The sequence below is a fragment of the Alteromonas sp. DY56-G5 genome (assembly GCF_041414725.1).
Lineage (GTDB): Bacteria > Pseudomonadota > Gammaproteobacteria > Enterobacterales > Alteromonadaceae > Alteromonas > Alteromonas macleodii.
In genome coordinates, this window is record NZ_JANHZQ010000038.1 from 20,561 (window position 1) to 42,830 (window position 22,270).

Genomic DNA, 22,270 nt, shown 5'->3' on the forward strand with positions numbered 1-22,270 from the left:
TCGTCAAAGGACTTTGGTTTATGTTCTCTCGGGCATATCGACGTTATTTGGGCTGTAACGTCAATACCATCTTACCAATGTGTTTTTTCTGCTCAAACTCTTGCTGCGCTAGGTGTATTTCACTTAGTGGGAATGTGCTCGATACTAGTGGTTTAATATTGCCTGCTTCGATGTGTTTTACTAAGTTGGCAAATACATCGTGTCCTAAAATAGTGCAGCCTAACAGGGTTAAATCTTTCAAATACAGAGTCCGAACATCCAAAGAAACGTCGTGACCAGCAATTGCGCCCGACGTAGCATAGCGGCCAAACGGTTTTAGGATCTCAAGTAGCTCAGGCCATCGTGGGCCCGCAACAAGGTCGATAACAACGTCGAACGGCTCGCTTTCTGCCATGTGTTGCCAATCTTCATCACGCAAAACGGTCTTGTCGGCGCCTAATGCTTGTATGGCTGATTGCTTTTGTTCGCTGGTTACTGCAACAACATAGGCGCCACGTGCTTTAGCGAGTTGTACGGCAGCTGAGCCTACGCCGCCCGAGGCACCGGTTATAAATACTCGCTCACCTGTTTTTACGTTTGCTCTGTGCAGCATGTTTTCGGCTGTAGAGTAAGAGCAGGGGAACGAGGCTAGTTCCACATCTGTCATCGTTGAATTTACTGCATGGGCGTGGCGCGATGCGACTTTAGTAAACTGTGCGAAACCTCCATTGCATTCCGAGCCGAAATACCAAGGGGTACTTAGCGGTTTACTGTCAACTTCTACCAAACAAGGCTCAATGATGACGCGTTCACCAATACGTTCTTTGCTCACGTTATTACCCACAGCGGTAATATAGCCACATACGTCGGCGCCTTGAATTAGAGGTAGGTTTAACGCATTGCCGGCCCATCCAGCATCTTCTGCATTGTTGTCGCCTTTGGAATACCAACCTTTTCGCGTATTTAAGTCGGTGTTGTTTACCCCCGCAGCGCGTACTTCAATAAGTACATCGTTGTCGCTGAGTGTAGGCAAAGGTATGTTTTCGTTAAATGTAAGCGCGTCGAGAGCGCCATGTTTGGTTAACTGCACGCCGTACATTTCATTTGGCAATGATTTCATATTGTCCTCCAGAATTTTTGCTTTAGACGAGAAAGGTAATGGTTGATGCAAGTGCTAAGAAGGGCTAATCAAGTAGCACTGTTAGTGCGCCTTTCGCTGCGGTTAACACTTCATCACCAATCGTTGGCCATGCTGATGACATGCCCTCATGTAGCAGGAACACGCTGTTTGAAAGGGCTGGGTCTTCGAGCTTTTCATTCAGCCACGTTAGCACCGCGTGTTTGTGGTTGTTCACAGCGGTTTCAATTTGAAGGTTATTGGGGTAACTCGCCAAAGCCTGCAATGACATGCAACCTCTGGGAGCGAATGTCGTTAGCCACACCGACAAGCGTTCAAATATGTGGTTAATTGCTTCGTTACGCGTCGAGGGACAGTTTTCTTCCAGAAACGCGATGTAACGGCTGTGACGATAGTCAAGCGCGCCAATAATCATGTCTTCTTTTGAAGGGAAGTATTTGTACAAGGTTTTAAGTGTGGTGCCAGTGTAGTCCTTGAGTTTAGCCACATTAGGCTCTGCGAATCCGTAAAGGGCAAAAGCTTGCTCTAGTTTCGAAGCTAACTCAGATTGTTTGGGCGCGGTCATACCGGGTCTCCTCGAAAGCGTTTGTTATTTTCGTCTGCTTGGCACATCGCTTGTTATCCAATTAAACAGATTTTAAGTAGAATGAATATTCTACTCTAGGGTAGAATAAGTATTCTACTTAATCAACAGCCGCTATACGTTCTTTGTTATATTTTGCTTTCCGTTACGCAATTTAGTCACATGTGAATTTGTGATTAATAATAATCACATTTTGCTGTGTGATTGTTTTTGAATTTGAGATGGTAGCGTGTCATAGTGGACCCCTGAACGGGAAAAAAGTGTCTATTGAAAGTAGAAAAGACAACGCGGCGCATAGTGAAATGACAAGAAAGAGTGCTTTAACAAGCAATACAAAAAAGCGCGCTGGTGTGATTACCGGTGACGTCTCCAACTCTCAGTCTTATTCTGATGCTGAATTCAGAGAGATAATTGCTACGCTGAGAGAGCGTTTAACATACTACGCCGAGTACTACGGTGGAGACTTTGATATTTATCGAGGAGACGCATTCCAGCTAGTTGTTGCACAACCACAGCATAGCATTGCAGCCGCAGTTGGATTGCGGCTAGCTCTTAAGGCGCACGCTTCAGGTGTGGACGTGCGAATGAGTGTTGCTGTGGGAGAAGCGCAATTTCGCCCTTCAGAAGTAAAAACTGGGACTGGAGACGCGTTTGTGTTGTCAGGACGAGGGTTAGATAACATAAAGCCGCACCATCTTACTTTTTGTAGCGGTGAACAAACACTCGACGACAAAACGCAGCTCTTAACACGTTTTGCCGACGCGCATATCAATGGACTGACACAAACCCAGTCGCAAACCTTACTCGCGTATCTTGAAGCCACGGATAAGAGCCATGAAAGTGTAGCGGCCATACTAGATAAGAATCGCAGCAATGTAAGTCGAATTCTCAATGCCAGTAACTATAAACTGATAGCAGAATATCTCGACTATATGGAGAGAGCGCTCATTTTATGGGTTCAAGGTGGAACCTCATTAAAAACGGAACAATTGACCAAGGAATACTAACGTGATGACGGGTTATACAAAAAACATAATGCTTGTGATAGGAGAGCCACATGCTTGCTGAACCTCAACTGCTGGTGGCACTTGTGTTAGCGCATCTATTAGCAGACTTTTATTTTCAACCGTTTACCTGGGTACAGCAAAGAAACGAACGACACGCACTGGCTTTGCCCTTATACCTACACGCAATCATTCACGGTATACTCGCGGCAGCAGCAATGTTCTCGTTTTCATCAACGATAAGTATCGCAAGTGTAGGTATTGGGGCAATTGTAGTCGCCGTTTCTCACTTCAAAATTGACGTGATTAAATCGTATTGTAAGCAAAACACTACATCTTTTGTTGTCGATCAAATAGCGCACATTGTCGTGATCTTTGGCGTATTTTTGTATGCCACCAACCAGTGGCGCGAGGCAGTGGGACTACTTCAGCAGGTAGGTACATCGCATCTATTAGTGGTCTTAGCCTATTTGGCGGTACTCAAGCCCAGTTCAGTTATTATTAAACAGCTGCTGTCGCCTTGGAGCGATGAAGTATTGGCTAACAAAATGCCGTCTTCTCATCCCAATGACCCGCCCACAATAAGTACAGAGGCACAACAAACTTTATCACTGGCAGGTCAACGAATTGGCTATTTAGAGCGCGTACTCATGCTTACCTTTGTATTGTTAAATCAATTTTCTGCCATAGGTTTTCTTATTGCGGCTAAATCTATATTTCGCTTTGGCGACCTCACTAAACACCAAGACAGAAAGCTAACTGAATATGTACTTTTGGGCACCTTCACCAGTGTGGCGATGACCTTTGCCATTGGCTTGGCATGCGCAGCGGCATTAGGGCAATTACCCATAAAGTCTTAGCAAACCTCCTTAACGTACTGCTTTTGCAAAGGCTTGTTGACTATGATTGCTGAACACCTAGAAAATACGCGAAGCAAGCGTGGAAATGCCCCGCGTAAGTGAGCTGAAAAAAGCGTACTAATCTGTAACGCTAAATTTTGACGACGTTCTTACGTATACAATGGTTTCGCTTTGGTTTGCGCTTTCAACAGAATGGTGTGCGGCAGTTGATGATTCAATGTAACTTCCTGCGTTTAATTCAATCTGTCTGGGGGTATTGTTTTGGGTATAATTGATACTTCCCTTGATAACCACTGCCTTAAATTCATCACCATTAGATTTTATTGAACCTTTAAATCCTTTTGGAAGCTTGACAAGGGTACCGTATACACTACTTGTCTCGCCCCACAAATAGGCAACAGAAACACCGTCGGCCGCTATATTTACAAGGTCGCTTTTTTGCAGCCACACCATATTGTCTGCGTGAACGTTGATTGGCCTTTCACCGTTGTCAAAATGTTCTTTTGATGGCTTTACAAGGTATGGGCCTTCATCAATTTCCAGGTAAATCAGGTTGGTTTTGTCGTTTGCTGCAGTCGTGTGAGCTTCACCTGCAGGTTGAGTCCAAAACGAACCTGTTGGCATCCACATCTTTGCTGCGTTTGGATCGTCATTGTGCATTTCACCTTCAATCACAATACCTCTATAGGTTATGTTGTGAATGTGCGGTGGCGATTCAAAGCCTTTGTTAAATCGCACTAACATCCCCGTTGCCGTGTCTTTTGTTCGGTCTCCCCACAAGTCTGCTGCCCCGGGGCTTTTGTCGCCACGGGCTGGGTTCAAGTAACCCCATTCTACATCCTTGGCTGCAATAACGTTGTCTTGTGCGTGTGCGCCGGGTACAAGAAGAAAACAGGTGCTCAATAATAGCGATGCTACTGTCAGCTTGCTTCGGTTCGTTGGTTTCATTCAAACCTCCTAATTGTTGGTCGTAGGTTGTATTTAACAGACAGGCACAGTCTATTATTTCGAATAAGTCTCATAAACGACCAAAATCAATAAAGACTTTCCTGAAAATGTGGATAATAGAGGTGATCCATTTTGCTTTGTCTTTTTCGCCTTGAAATCAAAAGAGTGAAATAAACGTTGAGGGAAGTATGAAAACCGAAGACCTGTCTGTGTTCGTAAAGGTGGCTGAAGTGGGCTCGATAACCACTGCTGCGATAAAACTTGATATTAGCTCATCTGCTGCAAGTATGGCGGTTAAACGTTTAGAAGAGCAGCTTGGCGTAGCGCTATTTGTGCGAAGTACACGCAAAATTCGATTGTCACCTGAAGGAGAGCAGTATTTGCCTATGGCAAAGCAGGCACTCGACACCTTACAGCAGGGCCTTGCATTAGTGACAGAGCAGAAGCAGAGCATTCATGGTGAGCTTCGCATGGCGATGTCTTCGGAAATGGGTCGCAACTTAATGCGTGAACTGCTAAATAAAGTGCAACGCGAAAATCCAGAACTTTCATTGCGATTACATGTGAGCGACAGTCGGGTGGACTTCTACCGCGATGGTGTAGATGTAGCACTTAGAGCCATGACAAAAGAAGCGGTTAAAGAATCGCAGATGTATGGTTTTAAAGTGTGCAATATTCTGCATGTGATTTGCGCGTCTCCCGATTATTTAGAAAGAAACGGTGAGCCTACAACTTTGACTGATTTAGCGCAGCACAACGCACTTCTTTATAAGCTCTACGACCAAACCCACAATACGTGGGAACTTATCAACGAGGGCGAGAGAGTTAAAGTGAAAGTGAACAGTAATCGCGCTGTGAATGACGGTGATATTGTTCGACGCTGGTGCGTAGATGGAGAGGGGATCGCTAAAAAGTCATGTATAGACGTTGCGGAGGATTTACTGAGCGGAAAGCTGCAGCGTATTTTGATTGGTTACCACGTACCGCTAACTGAAATGTGGCTCATGCTGCCTAGCCGACATCTTATTACGCCAGCGGTAAGATTAATTAGAGATGAATTAAAACAGGTTATTGAAAGTAAGCGTCAACGTCTTATCAATACATATATTCTGACAGAGCGAGAGTGGCCTGTCTCCAATGAAATTTGAGCTCGTTTTTAGATACTCATTTGTTTCGATGCTAAGTGACTAAAAAATAAACTAAAAACAGAATCTTATAATTGAAAAAAAGACTGGAATATCCTTTAATAGTGCTCGCAAGGGATTGCGACATTTTAATAGTACACTCAACTATGCAGGACGGCATGGTGAAGTCTCGTCATGTGCAATCCTTTGTTTTCATAAAAAAGCTTCAGTTCTAAATATTTTAGCTAAAGCGAAAAACAGAGAAAACACATGAATGCAAAACTATTAGTTCCATCTTTATTAGCAGTTTCACTTCTTACTGCGTGTGGTAGTACACCACCCTCGCCAGAAGAGCAGGCAATGGCGAACCAAATGAAGCAGGCGTTTCTTGCGAAAATTCAAGGCATGTCCTTACCTGTTGCAGCCCAACAGCAACAGCAAGCTGCACCCCAGCCGGAAATCGTTATCAGTGCGACTGAACTTACAGCACAAAAACAGAAAATTGACGAAACCGGCGGAGCAGCGATTTTTTATCGTAAGAAAGATGGCATCATGATAGATGGGGAGATGTTTCATGACTTCGAAGGACAAGTTGCCAACTTCGGAGGTAATAGATTTACTGGTGAGTTTACCTATGCGGTAGAAAATTTCGATGGCTCATTTACACTCAAATATCACAAAGCCAAATCAACTGAAGCACCTATAAAAATTGCAACAGTGTGGAAGCGTGGTGACCGGTATGAAGTAAAAACAGTTACTGGAAAAACTGCAACAGGTAGTAGTGTAATTCCTACTTCAGACGGTTTTATTATTGGCCGTCCGGGGTCTGCTTTTCGCTATTTTATAGACAATGATAACGTAAAAAATATAACACTCTTAGATAACTACCACATCGCTAAACATCAGAAAGGCGATGCTGCATCTACAGGTTTTATTTTGTTAGAGAAAGATCCTCGAGACAAAGGCGACAGCGTGGGCGGATTGCTAGACTCCTTTAAAGAAATAGGTAATACGTTTGGACTTAACAAGTTTGATGACTATGTTTTAGTTAGCCTAGACGGAAAGACCATCGTTCCAATGGATGTTGGATTAGGAGGTAAGGATGTTGCAGAATACTCAAACTGCGAACGTCAAAATGCTGTGATGAACAAGTGCGAAAACGTGGATTTCAAAGAGTCGCTTTACACAAAACTTGGCTTACCTAATTACAGTCACTATTTCTGGTCAATCAATTGGGTACAAACGCAGTCAGGTCCACTGGCTATATACAGAACGTCGACGAAAATTAAAATTGTCGATATCAACAATAATCAGGTTCACACTGCATTTTCGCGCACCTTAGGTGTAAACGAGTTTGATATCATTGAAAACGCTGACGGAACTACTGGTATAGAAGCAAGACTCGGATTTTCTAAAGAGAAAATTAACGATATAGAGTCATTTATCAAGAATAATACGTCTGACATCGAGCCAATCCAGACTTTACAAAACTCTTAATTTACACAAAAATTAAACATTCAAAAGTCGTAGTAAGGAAGCGGTAATAAGTCCCGCTTCCTTTTACGTTAAATTCTAGACCTTAAAAGCGATAGGCGGCGGTAAGCCTAAAGCGTTGAGGCGCGCCAGGTTCAACCCACACATCTGCGAAAGAGTTAGTATAAAACTCTTCATCAAACAGGTTATCTACTGCAACTTTAACTGACAAGTTTTCTATAGGCTCTATTTCAGCAAACGCACGAACCGTGGTGTAGCTTGGTAAGTAGAAGTCGGTAGCGGTTTGACCTAAACGCTCATCAACATACAACAGCCCTGAACCGATACGTACTGGCATATCAGCAAATATAAGTCCCTTGCTCAACTGAATGCTCAATTGGTTTTCTGGAACGTTAATTAAAGGATCGCCAGATTCAATGGCTGCAACAAAGTTAGCATCCGCCGCATCGTTTGTACTTTCAGCATCTACGAAGGTGTACGACACCCAAAGCGAAATATCATTTTCAAATTCAGCGTTAATGTCTAACTCAACACCACGGCTACGCGCTTCGCCAGCAGGGGTTAAGAAGAAGCCGTCAGACGCCTCAGGGCTATCATCATAAACAAGGATGTTACTTTGCTCGATATTAAACACGGCGAAGGTGATATCACCCCGTATAGTATTAAACATTGATGTGAGGTCGGCTTTAACACCAATTTCCGCAGACTTCGATTCGTTAGGTTCAAACGGGTTTCCGGCGAAATCCGACCCCGTCAGCTGACGGAAACCTTCACCGTAAGTTGCGTACACACTTGTGGTGTCATCAAACAGATAAACAGCACCCACTTGTGGAGAAAAGCGTGTGTCGTCTTGTGATGTGGTACTTACAGGTGACGCCAGGCGATTATCAATTTCCTGCTCGAACTTATCGAAGCGACCACCCAGCCTAACTTGGAAATTATCAGTGATGTTGATTTGGTCTTGGAAATAGATACCCCACGCTTCCTGAACTTCAAAACGGTCCAAGTTGTCAGACAATTCCACATCTGGAAGTGGTGAGTAATCCGGATTAAAAATATCGACCACTAAGTACTGTTCTAAGTCCAAGTCGTTAATGTCAGTATCGCTTGAAAAGAATGGCGGGCGATAGCGCAGAATAATCTGGTCATTTTCAAACTTATCGTAGTCAGCACCAATAATCACGCGATGTGATAGCGACCCAGTATCGAATTGTCCCGCTATTTCGCCGCGTAAAACGAAGTAATCGGTTTGGAAATTACGGTAGCGCTTAAAACGAGACAACAAAGCTTGATTAGGATCGATAAACAATGTTTGGCGGCCACCAAAGTTGTTTTCTAATGCATTACCCTCGAAAGTGGTATCGCGTAAGCCAGCACCCAAAAGCAGGTTCCATTCGTCAGCAAGTTTATGAGAAACCTCAATTTGATGACCAACCACTTCCGTATCGATGGTGTCGCCATTAGGATCGCCGGTAAAGGTTTCAATTGGCTGGTGGCCCAATTCACCATCGATGGCCACTACGCCACGGTCGAAAGGAATTTTTTGCTCGGTGTATTCGAGTTCGTACGTAACCGTGGTGTCTGCTGATGCTTCCCACGTAACCGATGGATAAAAGCCCAAACGCTCAGTTTCTACTGTATCGCGGAAACTTTCAGCATCTTCATAAAAGCCTACTAAGCGTACACCTACATTTTCAGCACTGCCTGCAACCGATTGTACATCAGCCTCAATGCGCTTTTGTGACCAGCTTCCGTAAGTTGCTTTAATTTCACCACCTTGACGAAACTGGGGGCGTTTTGTAACAAGGTTTACCGCTCCACCTGGTTCACCGCGACCAAACAGCGCAGCTTTAGGGCCTTTTAATACTTCAACATGATCAATGCCAGAAAGATCACGAGGTCCGCCAAATCCGCGTCCTGCGTTAAAACCGTTTACCAGAAACCCGCTAGGTAAGTTTTCGTCACCTGAAAAACCACGAATAGCAAAGCTGTTCCAAAGGCCACCAAAGTTATTTTGTCTGGCTACCGAAGCGGACAAGTCTAAAGCGTCGTTGAGGTTTATAGCGCCTGTATCATTGATGAGACCAAGGTCGATATCCTGCGCTGCTGCCGGCACCTCTTTATACTCAAATGCCCCTTGATACGCACGGTGCATACCATGCACCGTAATTTTCTCTACATCCGCTTCCGATTGAGTATTAGTGTTTTGCGCATTTGCAGGCGCATTCAAAAGCGTTGCGATAGAAAGGGCGAGGGTAAATTTTACCCAACTAGTCTTCATTAGTGTTTTCCTGTGTCTTTCTTATTTTTGGTGAAAATTGAGGTAGCTGTTTAAAACTGGCCGATGAAAACTCCGGGGCTTCAAACAAGTGATGATAGTAGAATTTGCGCAACGACGCATGAAACTCGCGAACATTATTTTCGTAGTTAACCATGGCTTTAACATCGGTATCAGCCGCACTCGTTAATAAGCGTTGTGTTAACAAAGACGGGGATAGCAGAGCAACATAGCTTGCAATTTTATCTTTGCGTAAGGTGGCGGCTTGATAAGCCTCTGAAAGTTCCTTTGCCGTTTGGTCGCCAACTTGTTGAAATGCGTAATACCACTTCCAATTAAATGAACTGTCTCGCTGTGGATCAAAGTCGGTTTTATCCGCCCACTGTGGGTGAGTTTCAATAAACGCATCCCATGTTTGTTCAACAGGTTTGTCCCATGCACTGTTAACGGCTTCTCGCTGCGTGAGCACAATGTCGCCGCCCTCAGGTGTATCGACCGACGCATTAATTATGGTGTGCCCGGTAACTGGCACAATAACCGTTGTGACAAGCCATACGCCTAACATGATTGAAGCTAGGTGCGTGGCGCTGAAATTGGCAAAACGCTTAGCAGCACCTATAGCAAGCACAATAGCGCTCCAAACAATTATGCTGCCAATGACGATGGTACAAACCGTTACTGTTTGAAACACAGACGCGCCATTCACTACACTAAAGGCAATAAACGGAATAAGTGTAACTAGTGCCAAGGGCACCAGGGTTACCAATACGCGTGATGACCAAATAGCATGCGAATTGCGTGCGGTTACATTAAGTAAGTCAAAACGGCGGGCTTCGCGTTCCTTCGCTTTTAAGTCGTAAAGGAGCAAAATGATAAACAGAGGCAACAGCACACTGGTAACGAAAGCAAAGTCAAAACGCCCTAAGAAAGCAAGCTCCGGATTGTCTGTATCGCTTTCATAAATCTGACCTTCTAGCGCTAGCATTCTAATACGGTGCTTCCACGGAAACACATCGCGCTCTCCTACGGCAGCAAACGCCAACGGCGAGGGCGGGGCATAGGTCAAATGAAAGGCGTAATAGGCTACCATGCCATAATTAGATTGGTGAGCAAGGACAGCGTTACGTTCTGTTTCATCTTTCTCTAACAAGCGCTCTATAGTGGCTTGCTGCTCTTGCATTTCCGAATAGCCAGACCACAACGACACCGAGCTTAAAAGAAAGACGACCAAAAGCGTTAGTTTTATCTGACGATGGCCAAATACGAAACCCGCTTCTCGTTTAATATCGCTATAACGCATCATGGATTTAAATTCCTAACTGCAGCTTGAAGAAGTAGTGCGGTAAGTCCCATCCAAAGCAACAGCTGAATAAAATAAATCAACGCGTTACTAATGCGTGTGCTTCCTGCTTCTGGTTTAAAATCAAACTCTACTAAGATCGCCCAGTTATCTGCGCCAACCACAGCTTTGTCTGCTGCTTCTTCACTGGCGTTGCGGTTCATATCTAACTTGTAATCGAGTTTTTCAGCGTGAACCTTGTTCAAAGCCTGAACAAACTCAAGTCTTAGCGTTTCCGCTTCCCTTAAAAAGCGGTGATGTGTCTCGAGGCTAGTTCCCGCAAGGATCGTAGAAATAGAGCGCACCGCAACTGTGGGCGAAAGCCAGCCAAACTGCCGTGCTATTTGGGCTTGTTCCAACTCTTCGGACATTCGCGTTTCAGCAAACTCATTAAGCACTTTGGCTTGTCGACCTTCGGAGTACTGGGCAACAATGCCCCTGAAATTAACGGGTAAGTCGTCAACTGAATCTACATTGTATTTAGCGAGCAAATCTTCTTTTAGCTTTTTGAATGCAGGATCGTTAACGTCATGACCGTCACCTAAACTTCTAAGTTTTTTTTCCACTTTGAAATCGGCTTCAAGTTTTCCCATTGAAGGGGCAACGTTTGTGGCAACGCTGCTCCCTAAACGAGGAAGTAACACACAAGCGCTCATCCAAATGACAACAAGTACAGTGAAGCTAACGCTGCTTTTCTCAAATATTGCCGAGCACGCAGTAACTACCGTGGCCCACAGTAAAAAGTAAACCACATAACTAAAGCAAAAGAGTATTACAACAAGTGCACTTTCGTTTGAAAACGCGACATAAAGACAGGCAAGCAGTAGCGGGAGTAAAAATAGGCTGCTAGCGGTTATAAGCGCCAGAAGCTTCCCTAAGAGCAATTGCCAACGGGTGGTGCCTTGAGAAAGCAGTAGGGTTAGCGTGCCGGCTTCGCGTTCACGTGACACGCTGCCGTAGCCAATTAGAATAATAAATAAAGGTGCAAGAACCAAAGCTAAAAAGCTGGGTGTTAAACTACTAAAGCGTGTAAGTCCTGCGGATTGGCGCTGCTCGGCGAACATCGCACTATTTTGGCGGTGCCCTTCTAAAAATATAGCGTTCCCCGTGTAGGTATCGACACCCGGTTCAATTACGCTCAGTGGAGTGGGGGCACGAAATACATAATGACCATAATGCACCATGCGATGAGGGTGCTTATCAGGCTGTGCCTCAAAGCGTTGTTCAGCTTCTGTTTGAAGGTGGTCTCTGGTGTGGGCAGCCTCATCGACGTGAAAGGCGTTAACTACCAGTGCAGCTATGGTAAGCATAGCGCCTAGCAATAAAACGGTCGCTGCTACTTTTGTTCGCATCCAATAGCGCCACTGTTCTGCACAAATGATTTTAGCAACATTCAGTATCATACATTACGCCCTGCAAATGCTGCGTGAACGGCTTCAGTATCTATTGGCGTATCGCCAGCGCGCTCGAAGGAACCGGTTAATTTGCCATTACTTAAAAGCACAATTCGATGGGCAACTTGGCAGGCACCATAAACGTCGTGGGTAACCATAAAAATAGTAGCGCCACCCGCTGCCAGCTCTGACACTAGCGCATTAAATTCGTCGATGGCTGCTGGATCTAGCCCAGATGTCGGTTCGTCTAAGAACAGTACAGGCGCATTGCGCAGTAGCGCCAGGGCAATTGCGGTCTTCTGACGCATGCCTTTTGAATAATTAGATAGCGCCTTATTCCACGAATCTTCTTGAAGTGCGACCTTGCGAAGTGCGGCGAACATATCGTCGTCAGACTTATCGACTCCAGCCACTGACAAGAAATAACGAATGTTTTCTACGCCAGAAAGATGGCCATATAAGGTGACAGATTCGGGTAAGTAGGCAACAGACTTTTGAACTTGGTTTGGCTGGGTAGAGGCGTTATGCCCTAATACAGTGGCGCTACCGCTACTTGCCTTCAAAAGCCCTAAAAAAGTTTTAAGGGTGGTGGATTTACCTGCACCATTTCCACCTAAAAGTGCAAATACTTCGCCTTTTCCTACATTAAAATTTAGATTGTCTAGAAGCGTGCGATCGTCAACACACACGGTAAGCGCATCCGCGCATATCACTGAATTTGTTTGCATTGTTTGGAGAAGCTATACATTAGAATCGTGCTGCAATGTTATAATATAACCATCTAGATGGGAATAGCTTTTATTTAGGTAGTGTGTGTTTTGTCTTAATTAGAAACAATTTACAAATTTCGGAAGCTGAAACGAAAAAGGCTTGCCGAGTGGCAAGCCTTTGAAATTGGTGGAGCTGGCGGGATTTGAACCCGCGTCCAGAAAATGTCTACCTTTGGTACTACATGCTTAGTTTGTCATTTATTTAACTGCTTGGAACTCCGACAAACAGGATTTCCTTGCAGCTGGCCTAATACTGTTTCGCGGTTCACCCTTAGACAAGGTTCCCTCGCTATCCTACTTGGATGACCTTCCGAATCCCCGCTAGCAGGAAAAGACTAGGGTGGAAGGGCCTATGCCGGTTATTAAGCGGCTAGTGCGTATGTTTCGTCGTTTGCGACTATTTAAATGCGGCTTTTTAAGAGGCAAACCGCTCCTCTGCATGCACCTCCGGCTTCCTAGATCCTGTCGAATCCTAATCAGCCCCGAGTGTGATTTTCAATAATAGCACAATTGTTACATGGTTAAATACATTCTTTTGAAAATTACTATAAATTTTAAGGGTTTGGCTATAAATCAACCAAAAATAACATCTAGTTTTTCAAAAGCTTAGCTGTGTGGCTTTCAGTTGAAGCTTTGCTTAAACAGCAACACACAAACATTGAGTATTATTGAACTACCATAGATATGAGGATGCTTGAGTAAAATTCAAGTGCCGAGCGCACAAGGGCTGTGCAAGAAACGCAATTTATAAACTAAAATAGCGCTTTTTATTTGATTACTTTAGCGAATTTTTAAGGAAATAGTGCTGATGTAATGATGCAATTAGTAGCAAGAACCATTAAAGTACGTGAGCATAATTAAAAGGCTTGTAGTGTAAATGTCTTCAGATTCCATATTGTATTCTCCGTATACCTTGCCATGTGGCGTAACAGCGCGAAACCGTCTTGTTAAAGCTGCTATGGAAGAAAATATGTCGAGTATGGGAAATATTCCCGGAGAGTCTTTGTACTCACTCTATCGATATTGGGCCCACGGCAATTTAGGCATGGTGATCACAGGCAACGTTATGGTCGATAAAGGCGCCATGACAGGGCCAGGTGGCGTTGCACTCGAAAAAGATACCGACATCGCACCGTTTCAAAAGTGGGCAAAAATCATTAAGTCTAATGGCGCTTTAGCCATAATGCAGATTAATCACCCTGGACGACAGGTATTTAAAGCGATGAAAGGCAAAGCTATTGCGCCTTCTGCTGTACCGCTTGATATGGGTAAACACTCCAAGCTGTTTGCTCAACCACGAGAAATGACCTGCCAAGACATTCACGATGTGTGCAAACGTTTCGTTCAAACTGCTAAGCAAGCTGAAAAAGCCGGGTTTGATGGCGTTGAAATTCACGCCGCTCACGGTTACTTGCTTACGCAGTTTTTGTCTCCGCTTACTAATCAGCGTCAAGACGAGTGGGGCGGTTCTATTATTAATCGCGCCCGCTTGCTGATAAACATAGTCAGTCAGGTTCGAGCGGTTTGCGCTAAAGACTTTATTGTTATGGTAAAGCTTAACTCTGCAGATTTTCAGAAAAATGGTTTTTCTTTTGATGATGCCTGTGAGGTGGTAAATCGCTTGGAAGCCTTGGGTGTTGATGTTGTAGAGTTGTCTGGCGGCAGTTATGAAGCGCCTGCCATGCAAGGGCAAACCCGTGACGACACCACACTGGCCAGAGAAGCGTACTTTTTGGAATTTGCGCAGGCACTGGTGAGTAAAACTGATATTCCGCTTATGACAACAGGCGGTATAAAAAGGGCCGAGGTAGCAGAGGAAGTGATTGAGCAGGGCTGTGCTCTTGTTGGATTAGCCAGCGCCCTTGCTATTACGCCCGACTTAGCTAAAAAGTGGCAACAAGAATGGGCGTATTCGGGCATAATTCCACACTGCTCTTGGAAAGATAAATCGCTTGCAAGCCTTGCGAATATGGCCATGGTGCGAAGACAACTTAGACGCCTTGGGAACAACCTAACCACTTTAAGAAACCCGTCACCGCTGTGGAGTCTGATTCTTGATATGCTACATCGCAAGAAAATGACGAAACGAGACGTAGGTTAAACCTATTACACTTCTTTTTTGGCAGCCCAAATAAAAACACAGCGTTAAACGCTGTGTTTCATCATTCGTTCTTTTTGACGTTGCCAATCTTTGTCTTTAATGGTGTCACGCTTGTCATGGGCGTGCTTACCTTTTGCTAGGTGAATTTCTAGTTTCACCCAACACTTTTTCCAATACATAGACGTGGCAACGATTGAATAACCTTGGCGGTCTCGTGCACCCATTAAGCGGTCAATTTCTCGTTTGTTCAGCAACAATTTGCGAGCACGCTCTGGAGCAGCGATAACGTGGGTAGAGGCTTGATTCAGCGGACTAATTCTACACCCTACCAAATACGCTTCGGCATTCTGGATAATAATGTACGCATCGGTAATGTTCACTTTACCGGCACGAATACTTTTAATTTCCCACCCTTGAAGCTCAAGTCCGGCTTCGAACTTGTCTTCTAGGAAATAGTCGTGACGCGCTTTTTTATTCTGCGCGATATTTCCTGTGGTGTTTTTGTTGGCTTTATTCTTTTTCATGCTGGCTATTATACTGATTGTTCAAAGGAATGTCTTTAGTTGTCATTGTTATCTTATATTGGGGCATTTGGTTCAAAACCGAATACGAGCGAACCAAATTTTCTGTGATACAATGCGGCCAAGAGTTTTAATTGTAGTGGAATCAATGCCAAGTATTCATAGAAGCGCGCTGGTAGCTCATAGCGCAGAAGCCATGTTTAACTTAGTCAACGATGTAGCTTCCTACCCAGAGTTTTTGCCAGGCTGTACCGATAGCAAGATCCTCGACACGTCAGCGCAAAGCATGAAAGCGTCATTGTTAGTGGCAAAAGCTGGTATCAAGCAATGGTTTACAACGCACAACGTGTTAGAGCCAGGTAAAAGTATTCAAATGCAACTGGTCGACGGTCCGTTTCGCTCGCTTACCGGTGGCTGGACATTTTCAGCGTTATCAGAAGAAGCCTGTAAAATTGAATTAAACCTAGAGTTTGAATTCAGCAATAAGCTAGCTGAAATGGCTTTTGGTAAAGTGTTTAACAGTTTAGCCAGCAGTATGGTTGCAGCGTTTACAGACCGAGCGCGGAGCGTGTACGCATGAGTAAGAAGCTCATCAATATTGAGGTTGCCTACGCGTTACCCACCAAGCAAACTATCATTGATGTTGCTATTCATGAAAATGCGACGGTGGAAGAAGGGATAAACGCGTCTAACGTGCTTGAGCAGTTTCCCGAGATTGATTTGAAAGCAACGAAAGTGGGTATTTGGAGCCGCGTGGTTAAGCTTCGCGACACGCTTACCGATGGCGACCGTATTGAAATTTACCGCCCGCTTATTGCTGACCCTAAAGAAATCCGCAAGCGCCGTGCTGAGAAAGCGAAAGAGGAAGGGCGCGCTGACAAAATCACAGGTGGAAAGGTAAATCCACTTAAGGCGAAGTCATAGCAGTCAGCTGAGCACTTCTACGCCAGCACCAAAGATAGATACAAAAATGGCCTTCAAGTGAAGGCCATTTTTTTTAAAGAAGACAAAGGCTATTAGCTTTTTTCTGAAATACTGCCTAACTCCAGGAAAGGGGAGGCATCAATATCTTCAGCATCCATCATGCTAGCAATTCGCTGAACGGTAGCGACCATTTGGCTTTGCTCCCACTCTTTAAGCTGTGAAAAACGCTCGACAAAGTGTTCTTGAAGCGGGCGAGGTGCGTCAACCACTGCCTCTTTACCGCGTTCGGTTAAGAATACGCCCACTTTTCGTTTATCTTGCGTACTTCTTATGCGCGTAGCTAAGTCTCGTGATTCTAGTCTATCTAGAATATTCGTGATGGTTGCAGGGCTTAAGTTAATATTCTCTGCAATTTCGCGCACCATTATACCCGGGCGCTCTTCAATATTTTGCATCACCAATAGCTGTGGGCCTGTTAAACCCACGTGTTTACTTAGCTGCTTGCTGCGTAGGTCTACAGCGCGTATTACGCGCCGTAGTGCCACTAATAGTTCTTCTTCTTTTCGCATGTTACTTCCAACAAATGCGTAACCCAGCGGTTACTTAAGCAAATGAATAAAATGTTGGTGCTTATGATAGTGATCGATGACGTCATTAATGACCGAAATCTTCGACCAGCCCATAATATCATAGTTCTGACCACCTTCACTAAGGTGCACTTCGGCGCGATAGTACGTGGCCTTTTTGTTTTCGTCCAGTGCTGGTGTGTCACTTGGACCAAATTCAGGCTGTTCTGTCGATACAGGATGCACAGCATAAATGAACTCAGGGTCATTGCCCATATCAACGGTTAATACGAGTGCTTCGTCGGTATCTTCAATTTTTATTTCGAATTGCTGCGCTTTAAACTCCTCGCTTACTTCTGTTAGCGCAGGCTTCACCACTTTGTTGATGTAACGACGAACGGCAGTTTCATCTGGAAAGGTCACAATATTTTCAAGGCGCTCTTTCCAGTTTTTGTCAGAGTCATTATGCTGCGGTGTACCCGTTAGTACTTGTAAACTTTCACGTTTGTACGCCTCGATACGAAGGGCTTTCAATAGTCCCGATATAGCGATAAGCAACACAATAGCAAATGGCAGTGCGGCGGCAATCGTCATAGTTTGCAGCGCGCCAAGCCCACCAGCGTAAAGCAGCACTGAACTCACCACACCAACACCAACAGCCCAGTATACTCGTTGCCACAACGGCGTATTGTTTTCACCGTGTGAACACAGCATATCGACAACCATGGCACCCGAATCACATGAGGTTACAAAGAACACAATGACCATCAATACTGCTATAAGGCTTAGTACTGAAGCGAAAGGGAACTGCTCTAAAAATACAAACAGTGCCACTGAGGTATCTTCATTTACCATTTGTGCAAGTACGTCTTTGCCTTGTACTAACACCTGATCAATAGCGGCGTTGCCGAATACGGTCATCCAAAATAGTGTAAATGCTGATGGAATAAGCAGTACGCCCATTACAAATTCACGGATGGTTCTACCGTATGAGATACGCGCGATAAACAGGCCAACAAACGGTGCCCAAGCTAACCACCAACCCCAGTAGAAGATAGTCCAGCCACCAATCCAGTCCGTTTTTTCATAGGCGAACAGGTTAAATGTGTTACGCACTAAATCAGACAGATAAGCCCCAGTGTTTTGCATGAACGCTTGTAGTAAAAATACGGTTGGGCCTAAAACAAGAACAATTAAAAGTAGCAGTAAGGCTAAAACCATATTGGTTTCTGACAGACGGCGTATGCCTTTTTCCAGGCCAGTAGTTACAGAAATTACGGCTAAGCCAACAACGCCTGCCATTATAGCTATTTGAACACCAGTATTTGACGGTAGACCAAATAAATAGTTAAACCCCGCATTTACTTGCGAAGCGCCAAAGCCTAGCGACGTCGATACACCAAACACCGTTGATGTAACCGCGAATATATCAACCACGTGCCCAGGCCAGCCGTAAATCCGGTCACCAATCAAAGGATATAAAGCAGAACGCAGTGTAAGAGGTAAGTTTTGACGGTACGCAAAATAGCCCAAAATCAGCGCCACTACCGCATAAATTGCCCAAGCATGAACACCCCAATGGAAAAATGTGGTTTTCATTGCTTCGCGAACAGCATCAATACTTTCAGCCTGTGCAGTGGGGGGCGCTAAAAAGTGCATTAAGGGCTCGGCAACGCCAAAGAACATAAGCCCAATTCCCATTCCTGCTGCAAACAACATACTAAGCCAAGTCCCAAAGCTAAATTCGGGGCTTGCGTGATCTGGGCCTAACTTAATTTCGCCGTAGCGTGACATGCCGAGGAAAACAACAAACACCACAATTACTGCGACAGTAAATACATAAAACCAACTACCGTTGGTCACAATTGCGCTCTGAAGCTTTTGAAAAAGCGCGTCTGCTGTTTCAGGAGTACCAGCAGCGAAGATAAGTAAACATAGGATTAAAGCTGACGATGTAATAAACACCGGCTTGTTGAGTGGAGATTTATTTTCGTTCTCAATCACGCAGTAAATTCCTTTCACCTTTTATAAATTTCGGTTTATACGCAGAAATATACCGCATGGAGCATTTTTTATAAACATCAGATGAAATTATTTGATTTGTATGTATTTGGTCAATGAGTCAAAGTGCATTCTTTTTTTTGCAATTGTTTTTACGATAAAAATTAGACTTTCTGCTAGGTTTTAGGTGTTTTTGGTTAATTATTAATCGTTAGAGTAGAAATAATTAATAGATTGTGTATCGTAATATATGATCTTTTTGATATGTGTTTTAAGTAAACACTGTCCGAAGAATAAAAAAACAATTGAAGGAAACACACACAAATGCGAAAAACTCAGCTTAGCTGTGCAATCATCGCTGCACTGGCATCCACCTCTCTGGCTGCGCAAGAATCTAAGGCGCCCGCTAAACTTGAAACCATAGAAGTTACCGCCACGAAAAGAAGTGAATCAATCCAAGATGTCCCTGTCGCAGTCTCTGCGTTAGATGGAAAAGCATTAGAAAACCTCGGTATTGATAACTTCCAAGACTACGTAGAGTTTTTACCGAATGTGGTATTCCAAGGTACAGGTCCAGGGCAAAACGAAATATACATTCGTGGTGCGGCGACCACGCAATCAAGCATTACCCTGTCATCTGTTCAAGCACTTCAGCCCTCAGTGGCTTTCTATCTTGATGAAATGCCTGTTTCTATGGCTGGCCGAAACTTAGATATTTTTGCTACCGACGTTGAGCGTGTAGAGGTTCTACCTGGGCCGCAAGGTACGTTATTTGGTGCGAGTTCTCAGGCAGGTACAGTCCGCCTAATTACAAACAAGCCAGATCATTCTGGATTTGCTGCAGGCTTCGATACCAGTATCTCTACCACAAAAGGCGGAGATATGAGTAACACGGTGGAGGCGTATTTCAACGTTACTCCAACTGACAATCTTGCGCTGCGTGTGGCTGCCTACAATGAAAGTCAGGGCGGTTGGATTGATAACATTGAAAATGAGCCAGGAAATGGTGGTTACATTGGAAGTGCAGTAGTTATTGATCGTATTTCTGGAAATGCATTGCAGAAACAGGGCATCGATCCGGCTGCGATGGATGCACGTCGTGAAATTAATGGTTTTACTCGCAGTGAAGCCGCTGTTGTGTCGCCAAGAAACAGCGAACATGTTGAAGATAACTTTAATGACGCGGTCTACTCAGGGGCGCGATTCGGGTTGTCTTACATTATCAACGAAGATTGGGATGTTCTGGTTCAACACACTCAACAAACACTTGATACTGAAGGTGTGTTTGCCTACGACCCAACAGTGGAAGGCGAAAGCTCGGCAATACGCTTTCAAAGCGATGAAAACTCTGACGAATTTGGCTTAACCACATGGACCCTAAATGGTCGTTTGGAAAAACTAGATGTGGTGTATACCGGTGGTTACCTTGATCGTGAAATAGACACGCTTACCGATTACACCGGCTACACCAACGGCGGCTTATTTTCCGCGTACTATGTGTGTACGCACTATGAAACGCCAGATAATCCAGATGACGCGCGCTGCCTCGATCCAAGTAAATACTACAAAGAAGACACTACTAGCACTCGCTTAACCCACGAACTACGTTTCAGCACAACGATGGATACACCATGGCAGCTGACGGCGGGTGTGTTTTATGACGAACAGGAAGTAGGCTCGGTAGGCCAGTTTAAAATCGCAAGCCCTGAAATCTTTGAGAACCTTGCAAGTTCATGGAATGCGCTGGCGGGTGACCGTGGAATTAACAGCGATGGTGGCCCTTTCTCTCCTGAAATTAGCTTTGTAAACGACGTTACGCATACTATCGAGCAGATCGCAGTATTTGGTCAGCTAGGCTATGAAATTACTGATACGCTTACTGCTACCATTGGTGCGCGCTGGTATCAAATTGACGATATTTATCGCGGCGCTACATCAACACGCGACGTAACAGGTCGATTAGAAGCCTATGGTCAAGGCGTGCTAGATCCCGCCGTTTATGATGGTTTGGGTCTTGACGGCCAAGGTGTTGTCAATGCTATCCAAGATGGTTCATTGGAAATTGGCTTACTAGACGGTGACGGAGTACTCACGGTTGACGATACCATCTTCAAATTTGGCCTCGACTGGAAAGTAAATGAAAACGTATTGCTTTTCGCGAACTATTCAGAAGGCTTCCGTCCACCAGTAACAAACAGACTAGGCGGTGACGCAGCGGCAAATGACACTGGGGCGTTTGCGGATTTCCGTGTTCCGGTTTACTCAACAACAGATACGCTGGATAACTACGAAATTGGCCTGAAAGGTGACTTCTTAGACGGTATTTTGCGTGTTAATGCCACTGGTTACTATTCAGAAATCAGCGACTTGCAAACGTCGCGTTTCGATCCTGCGAATATTAGTTTCTTAGTCTTTACCGATAATGTTGGTGATGCAGAAGTTAAAGGGATTGATGCAGACATTACGTGGTTAGCGACAGATAACCTAGTCATTAACGCAGCATTTAGCGTACTGGATACTGAACTGGTTAGTATTAACCCTGAACTAGAAGGTATTGCGGCTGGCGTAGGCAGTGAGCTTCCGTACTCTGCTGATTTCTCAGGTAACATTAGCGCACGTTATTTCTTTGAGTTAGATGGCGGTAAAGAAGGGTATGTTAATGCATCACTTACCTACACCGGCGACCGTCTTGCTGGCATGGTGATGAACGCCTATGCCATGGAAGATGCAACTCGATTGATTTATGGCACGGGCTCGGGTCTGAAAATTAAAGATGAGGGTGACGAGTTTAAAGGTGCAACGTACCCAGGTGCAGATGGTGAAACAATTCGCGGTGGCCGCTACATTCAGGAAAGTTACGTGATTGGTAATGTATCTGTGGGGATGACGTATCAAAACTGGAAAGTTGAAGCATTCGTTGACAACGTTTTCGACAAATCAGCAATCTTGAACATTGATACACAGCAGTATACGCCTAAGGTTGTGACTAATCGCCCTCGTACTATAGGTCTTCGCTTCTCTTACGACTATTATTAATAGTTATCAGTGGTTGATGTAACGTTAACCACGCAATAGCGTTATCAAACGGCAGACATAAGTCTGCCGTTCTCATTACTAAAGCTAAAAATTTCGGTAGTATCTGTATTTAGTAACTAACGCGTATACTAAAATAGCAGCTGTGCTGAAACGCTCGTATTTATGTATTTAATTAGGCTCATAAAAGCGCGCTATATTTCGCAAATAGAA

General features: G+C 44.5%; 18 protein-coding genes and 1 other RNA gene. 8 read left to right on the forward strand and 11 right to left on the reverse strand.

Annotated features, from left to right (window positions below):
* Positions 1-43: 43 nt before the first annotated feature.
* Positions 44-1,099 (reverse strand): alcohol dehydrogenase family protein, encoded by a 1,056-nt coding sequence (locus tag NO989_RS16580; protein ID WP_156078293.1) that lies wholly within the window; start codon positions 1,097-1,099, stop codon positions 44-46.
* Positions 1,100-1,163: 64 nt separating this feature from the next.
* Positions 1,164-1,682, reverse strand: a complete 519-nt coding sequence (locus NO989_RS16585) for a TetR/AcrR family transcriptional regulator (RefSeq protein ID WP_371342903.1) — start codon at positions 1,680-1,682, stop codon at positions 1,164-1,166.
* 278 nt (positions 1,683-1,960) lie between these two features.
* Here NO989_RS16585 and NO989_RS16590 point away from each other — a divergent pair, with 278 nt between their 5' ends.
* The gene (locus NO989_RS16590; RefSeq protein ID WP_156078294.1) at positions 1,961-2,707 is read left to right on the forward strand and encodes a hypothetical protein; all 747 of its coding nucleotides are present in this window, start codon (positions 1,961-1,963) and stop codon (positions 2,705-2,707) included.
* Positions 2,708-2,757: 50 nt separating this feature from the next.
* Positions 2,758-3,564, forward strand: a complete 807-nt coding sequence (locus NO989_RS16595) for a DUF3307 domain-containing protein (RefSeq protein WP_156078295.1) — start codon at positions 2,758-2,760, stop codon at positions 3,562-3,564.
* A gap of 117 nt (positions 3,565-3,681) precedes the next feature.
* Here NO989_RS16595 and NO989_RS16600 read toward each other — a convergent pair whose 3' ends face one another.
* Entirely contained in the window at positions 3,682-4,512 is an 831-nt protein-coding gene (locus NO989_RS16600) for a DUF4437 domain-containing protein (protein WP_156078296.1), read from the reverse strand.
* A 188-nt stretch (positions 4,513-4,700) separates the two neighbouring features.
* On the opposite strand from NO989_RS16600, the gene NO989_RS16605 reads away from it, so the two are divergent.
* Together NO989_RS16605 and NO989_RS16610 are read left to right on the forward strand one after the other, a co-directional pair.
* Positions 4,701-5,660, forward strand: coding sequence for a LysR family transcriptional regulator (locus NO989_RS16605; RefSeq protein WP_371342904.1), 960 nt, complete (start codon positions 4,701-4,703; stop codon positions 5,658-5,660).
* Between the two features lie 246 nt (positions 5,661-5,906).
* A complete protein-coding gene (locus NO989_RS16610; RefSeq protein WP_156078298.1) occupies positions 5,907-7,133 on the forward strand; it encodes a hypothetical protein in 1,227 nt (408 codons plus the stop codon).
* 82 nt (positions 7,134-7,215) lie between these two features.
* Here NO989_RS16610 and NO989_RS16615 read toward each other — a convergent pair whose 3' ends face one another.
* The 5 genes from NO989_RS16615 to ssrA all read right to left on the reverse strand — a co-directional run bounded on the left by NO989_RS16615 (position 7,216) and on the right by ssrA (position 13,395).
* A complete protein-coding gene (locus tag NO989_RS16615) occupies positions 7,216-9,411 on the reverse strand; it encodes a TonB-dependent siderophore receptor (RefSeq protein WP_156078299.1) in 2,196 nt (731 codons plus the stop codon).
* Positions 9,401-10,711 (reverse strand): DUF3526 domain-containing protein, encoded by a 1,311-nt coding sequence (locus NO989_RS16620; RefSeq protein ID WP_156086365.1) that lies wholly within the window; start codon positions 10,709-10,711, stop codon positions 9,401-9,403. Before NO989_RS16620 ends, NO989_RS16615 begins: the two co-directional genes overlap by 11 nt.
* Entirely contained in the window at positions 10,708-12,150 is a 1,443-nt protein-coding gene (locus NO989_RS16625) for an ABC transporter permease (RefSeq protein WP_371342905.1), read from the reverse strand. Before NO989_RS16625 ends, NO989_RS16620 begins: the two co-directional genes overlap by 4 nt.
* Positions 12,147-12,869: an ABC transporter ATP-binding protein gene (locus NO989_RS16630; RefSeq protein WP_321825397.1), complete on the reverse strand. Its 723-nt coding sequence runs from the start codon at positions 12,867-12,869 to the stop codon at positions 12,147-12,149. The genes NO989_RS16625 and NO989_RS16630 overlap by 4 nt, the downstream gene beginning before the upstream one ends.
* A 167-nt stretch (positions 12,870-13,036) precedes the next feature.
* Positions 13,037-13,395: a transfer-messenger RNA gene (gene ssrA / locus NO989_RS16635) on the reverse strand.
* Positions 13,396-13,788: 393 nt separating this feature from the next.
* Between ssrA and NO989_RS16640 the strand changes: the two genes are divergently transcribed.
* Positions 13,789-15,012, forward strand: a complete 1,224-nt coding sequence (locus NO989_RS16640; RefSeq protein ID WP_014976383.1) for an NADH:flavin oxidoreductase/NADH oxidase family protein — start codon at positions 13,789-13,791, stop codon at positions 15,010-15,012.
* Between the two features lie 44 nt (positions 15,013-15,056).
* On the opposite strand, the gene smpB is transcribed toward NO989_RS16640, so the two are convergent.
* Entirely contained in the window at positions 15,057-15,536 is a 480-nt protein-coding gene (gene smpB / locus NO989_RS16645; protein WP_014949307.1) for an SsrA-binding protein SmpB, read from the reverse strand.
* A gap of 145 nt (positions 15,537-15,681) precedes the next feature.
* On the opposite strand from smpB, the gene NO989_RS16650 reads away from it, so the two are divergent.
* Together NO989_RS16650 and NO989_RS16655 are read left to right on the forward strand one after the other, a co-directional pair.
* Entirely contained in the window at positions 15,682-16,113 is a 432-nt protein-coding gene (locus NO989_RS16650) for a type II toxin-antitoxin system RatA family toxin (protein WP_014949308.1), read from the forward strand.
* Positions 16,110-16,457, forward strand: coding sequence for an RnfH family protein (locus tag NO989_RS16655; RefSeq protein WP_014976384.1), 348 nt, complete (start codon positions 16,110-16,112; stop codon positions 16,455-16,457). Before NO989_RS16650 ends, NO989_RS16655 begins: the two co-directional genes overlap by 4 nt.
* Positions 16,458-16,549: 92 nt before the next feature.
* Here NO989_RS16655 and NO989_RS16660 read toward each other — a convergent pair whose 3' ends face one another.
* Both NO989_RS16660 and NO989_RS16665 read right to left on the reverse strand, forming a co-directional pair.
* Positions 16,550-17,026, reverse strand: coding sequence for a MarR family winged helix-turn-helix transcriptional regulator (locus NO989_RS16660; RefSeq protein ID WP_012518305.1), 477 nt, complete (start codon positions 17,024-17,026; stop codon positions 16,550-16,552).
* A 30-nt stretch (positions 17,027-17,056) separates the two neighbouring features.
* Positions 17,057-19,027, reverse strand: a complete 1,971-nt coding sequence (locus NO989_RS16665; RefSeq protein WP_039229500.1) for a choline BCCT transporter BetT — start codon at positions 19,025-19,027, stop codon at positions 17,057-17,059.
* 321 nt (positions 19,028-19,348) lie between these two features.
* Here NO989_RS16665 and NO989_RS16670 point away from each other — a divergent pair, with 321 nt between their 5' ends.
* Entirely contained in the window at positions 19,349-22,060 is a 2,712-nt protein-coding gene (locus NO989_RS16670) for a TonB-dependent receptor (protein WP_371342906.1), read from the forward strand.
* Positions 22,061-22,270 lie beyond the last annotated feature (210 nt).

Bases quoted from the DNA above. Each gene is read 5' to 3' on its own strand.
- NO989_RS16620 (WP_156086365.1), bottom strand. From the start codon at position 10,711: ATGATGCGTTATAGCGATATTAAACGAGAAGCGGGTTTCGTATTTGGC.
- NO989_RS16585 (WP_371342903.1), bottom strand. From the start codon at position 1,682: ATGACCGCGCCCAAACAATCTGAGTTAGCTTCGAAACTAGAGCAAGCT.
- NO989_RS16580 (WP_156078293.1), bottom strand. From the start codon at position 1,099: ATGAAATCATTGCCAAATGAAATGTACGGCGTGCAGTTAACCAAACAT.
- NO989_RS16655 (WP_014976384.1), top strand. From the start codon at position 16,110: ATGAGTAAGAAGCTCATCAATATTGAGGTTGCCTACGCGTTACCCACC.
- NO989_RS16660 (WP_012518305.1), bottom strand. From the start codon at position 17,026: ATGCGAAAAGAAGAAGAACTATTAGTGGCACTACGGCGCGTAATACGC.
- NO989_RS16630 (WP_321825397.1), bottom strand. From the start codon at position 12,869: ATGCAAACAAATTCAGTGATATGCGCGGATGCGCTTACCGTGTGTGTT.
- smpB (WP_014949307.1), bottom strand. From the start codon at position 15,536: ATGAAAAAGAATAAAGCCAACAAAAACACCACAGGAAATATCGCGCAG.
- NO989_RS16600 (WP_156078296.1), bottom strand. From the start codon at position 4,512: ATGAAACCAACGAACCGAAGCAAGCTGACAGTAGCATCGCTATTATTG.
- NO989_RS16670 (WP_371342906.1), top strand. From the start codon at position 19,349: ATGCGAAAAACTCAGCTTAGCTGTGCAATCATCGCTGCACTGGCATCC.
- NO989_RS16625 (WP_371342905.1), bottom strand. From the start codon at position 12,150: ATGATACTGAATGTTGCTAAAATCATTTGTGCAGAACAGTGGCGCTAT.
- NO989_RS16595 (WP_156078295.1), top strand. From the start codon at position 2,758: ATGCTTGCTGAACCTCAACTGCTGGTGGCACTTGTGTTAGCGCATCTA.
- NO989_RS16640 (WP_014976383.1), top strand. From the start codon at position 13,789: ATGTCTTCAGATTCCATATTGTATTCTCCGTATACCTTGCCATGTGGC.
- NO989_RS16650 (WP_014949308.1), top strand. From the start codon at position 15,682: ATGCCAAGTATTCATAGAAGCGCGCTGGTAGCTCATAGCGCAGAAGCC.
- NO989_RS16610 (WP_156078298.1), top strand. From the start codon at position 5,907: ATGAATGCAAAACTATTAGTTCCATCTTTATTAGCAGTTTCACTTCTT.
- NO989_RS16615 (WP_156078299.1), bottom strand. From the start codon at position 9,411: ATGAAGACTAGTTGGGTAAAATTTACCCTCGCCCTTTCTATCGCAACG.
- NO989_RS16605 (WP_371342904.1), top strand. From the start codon at position 4,701: ATGAAAACCGAAGACCTGTCTGTGTTCGTAAAGGTGGCTGAAGTGGGC.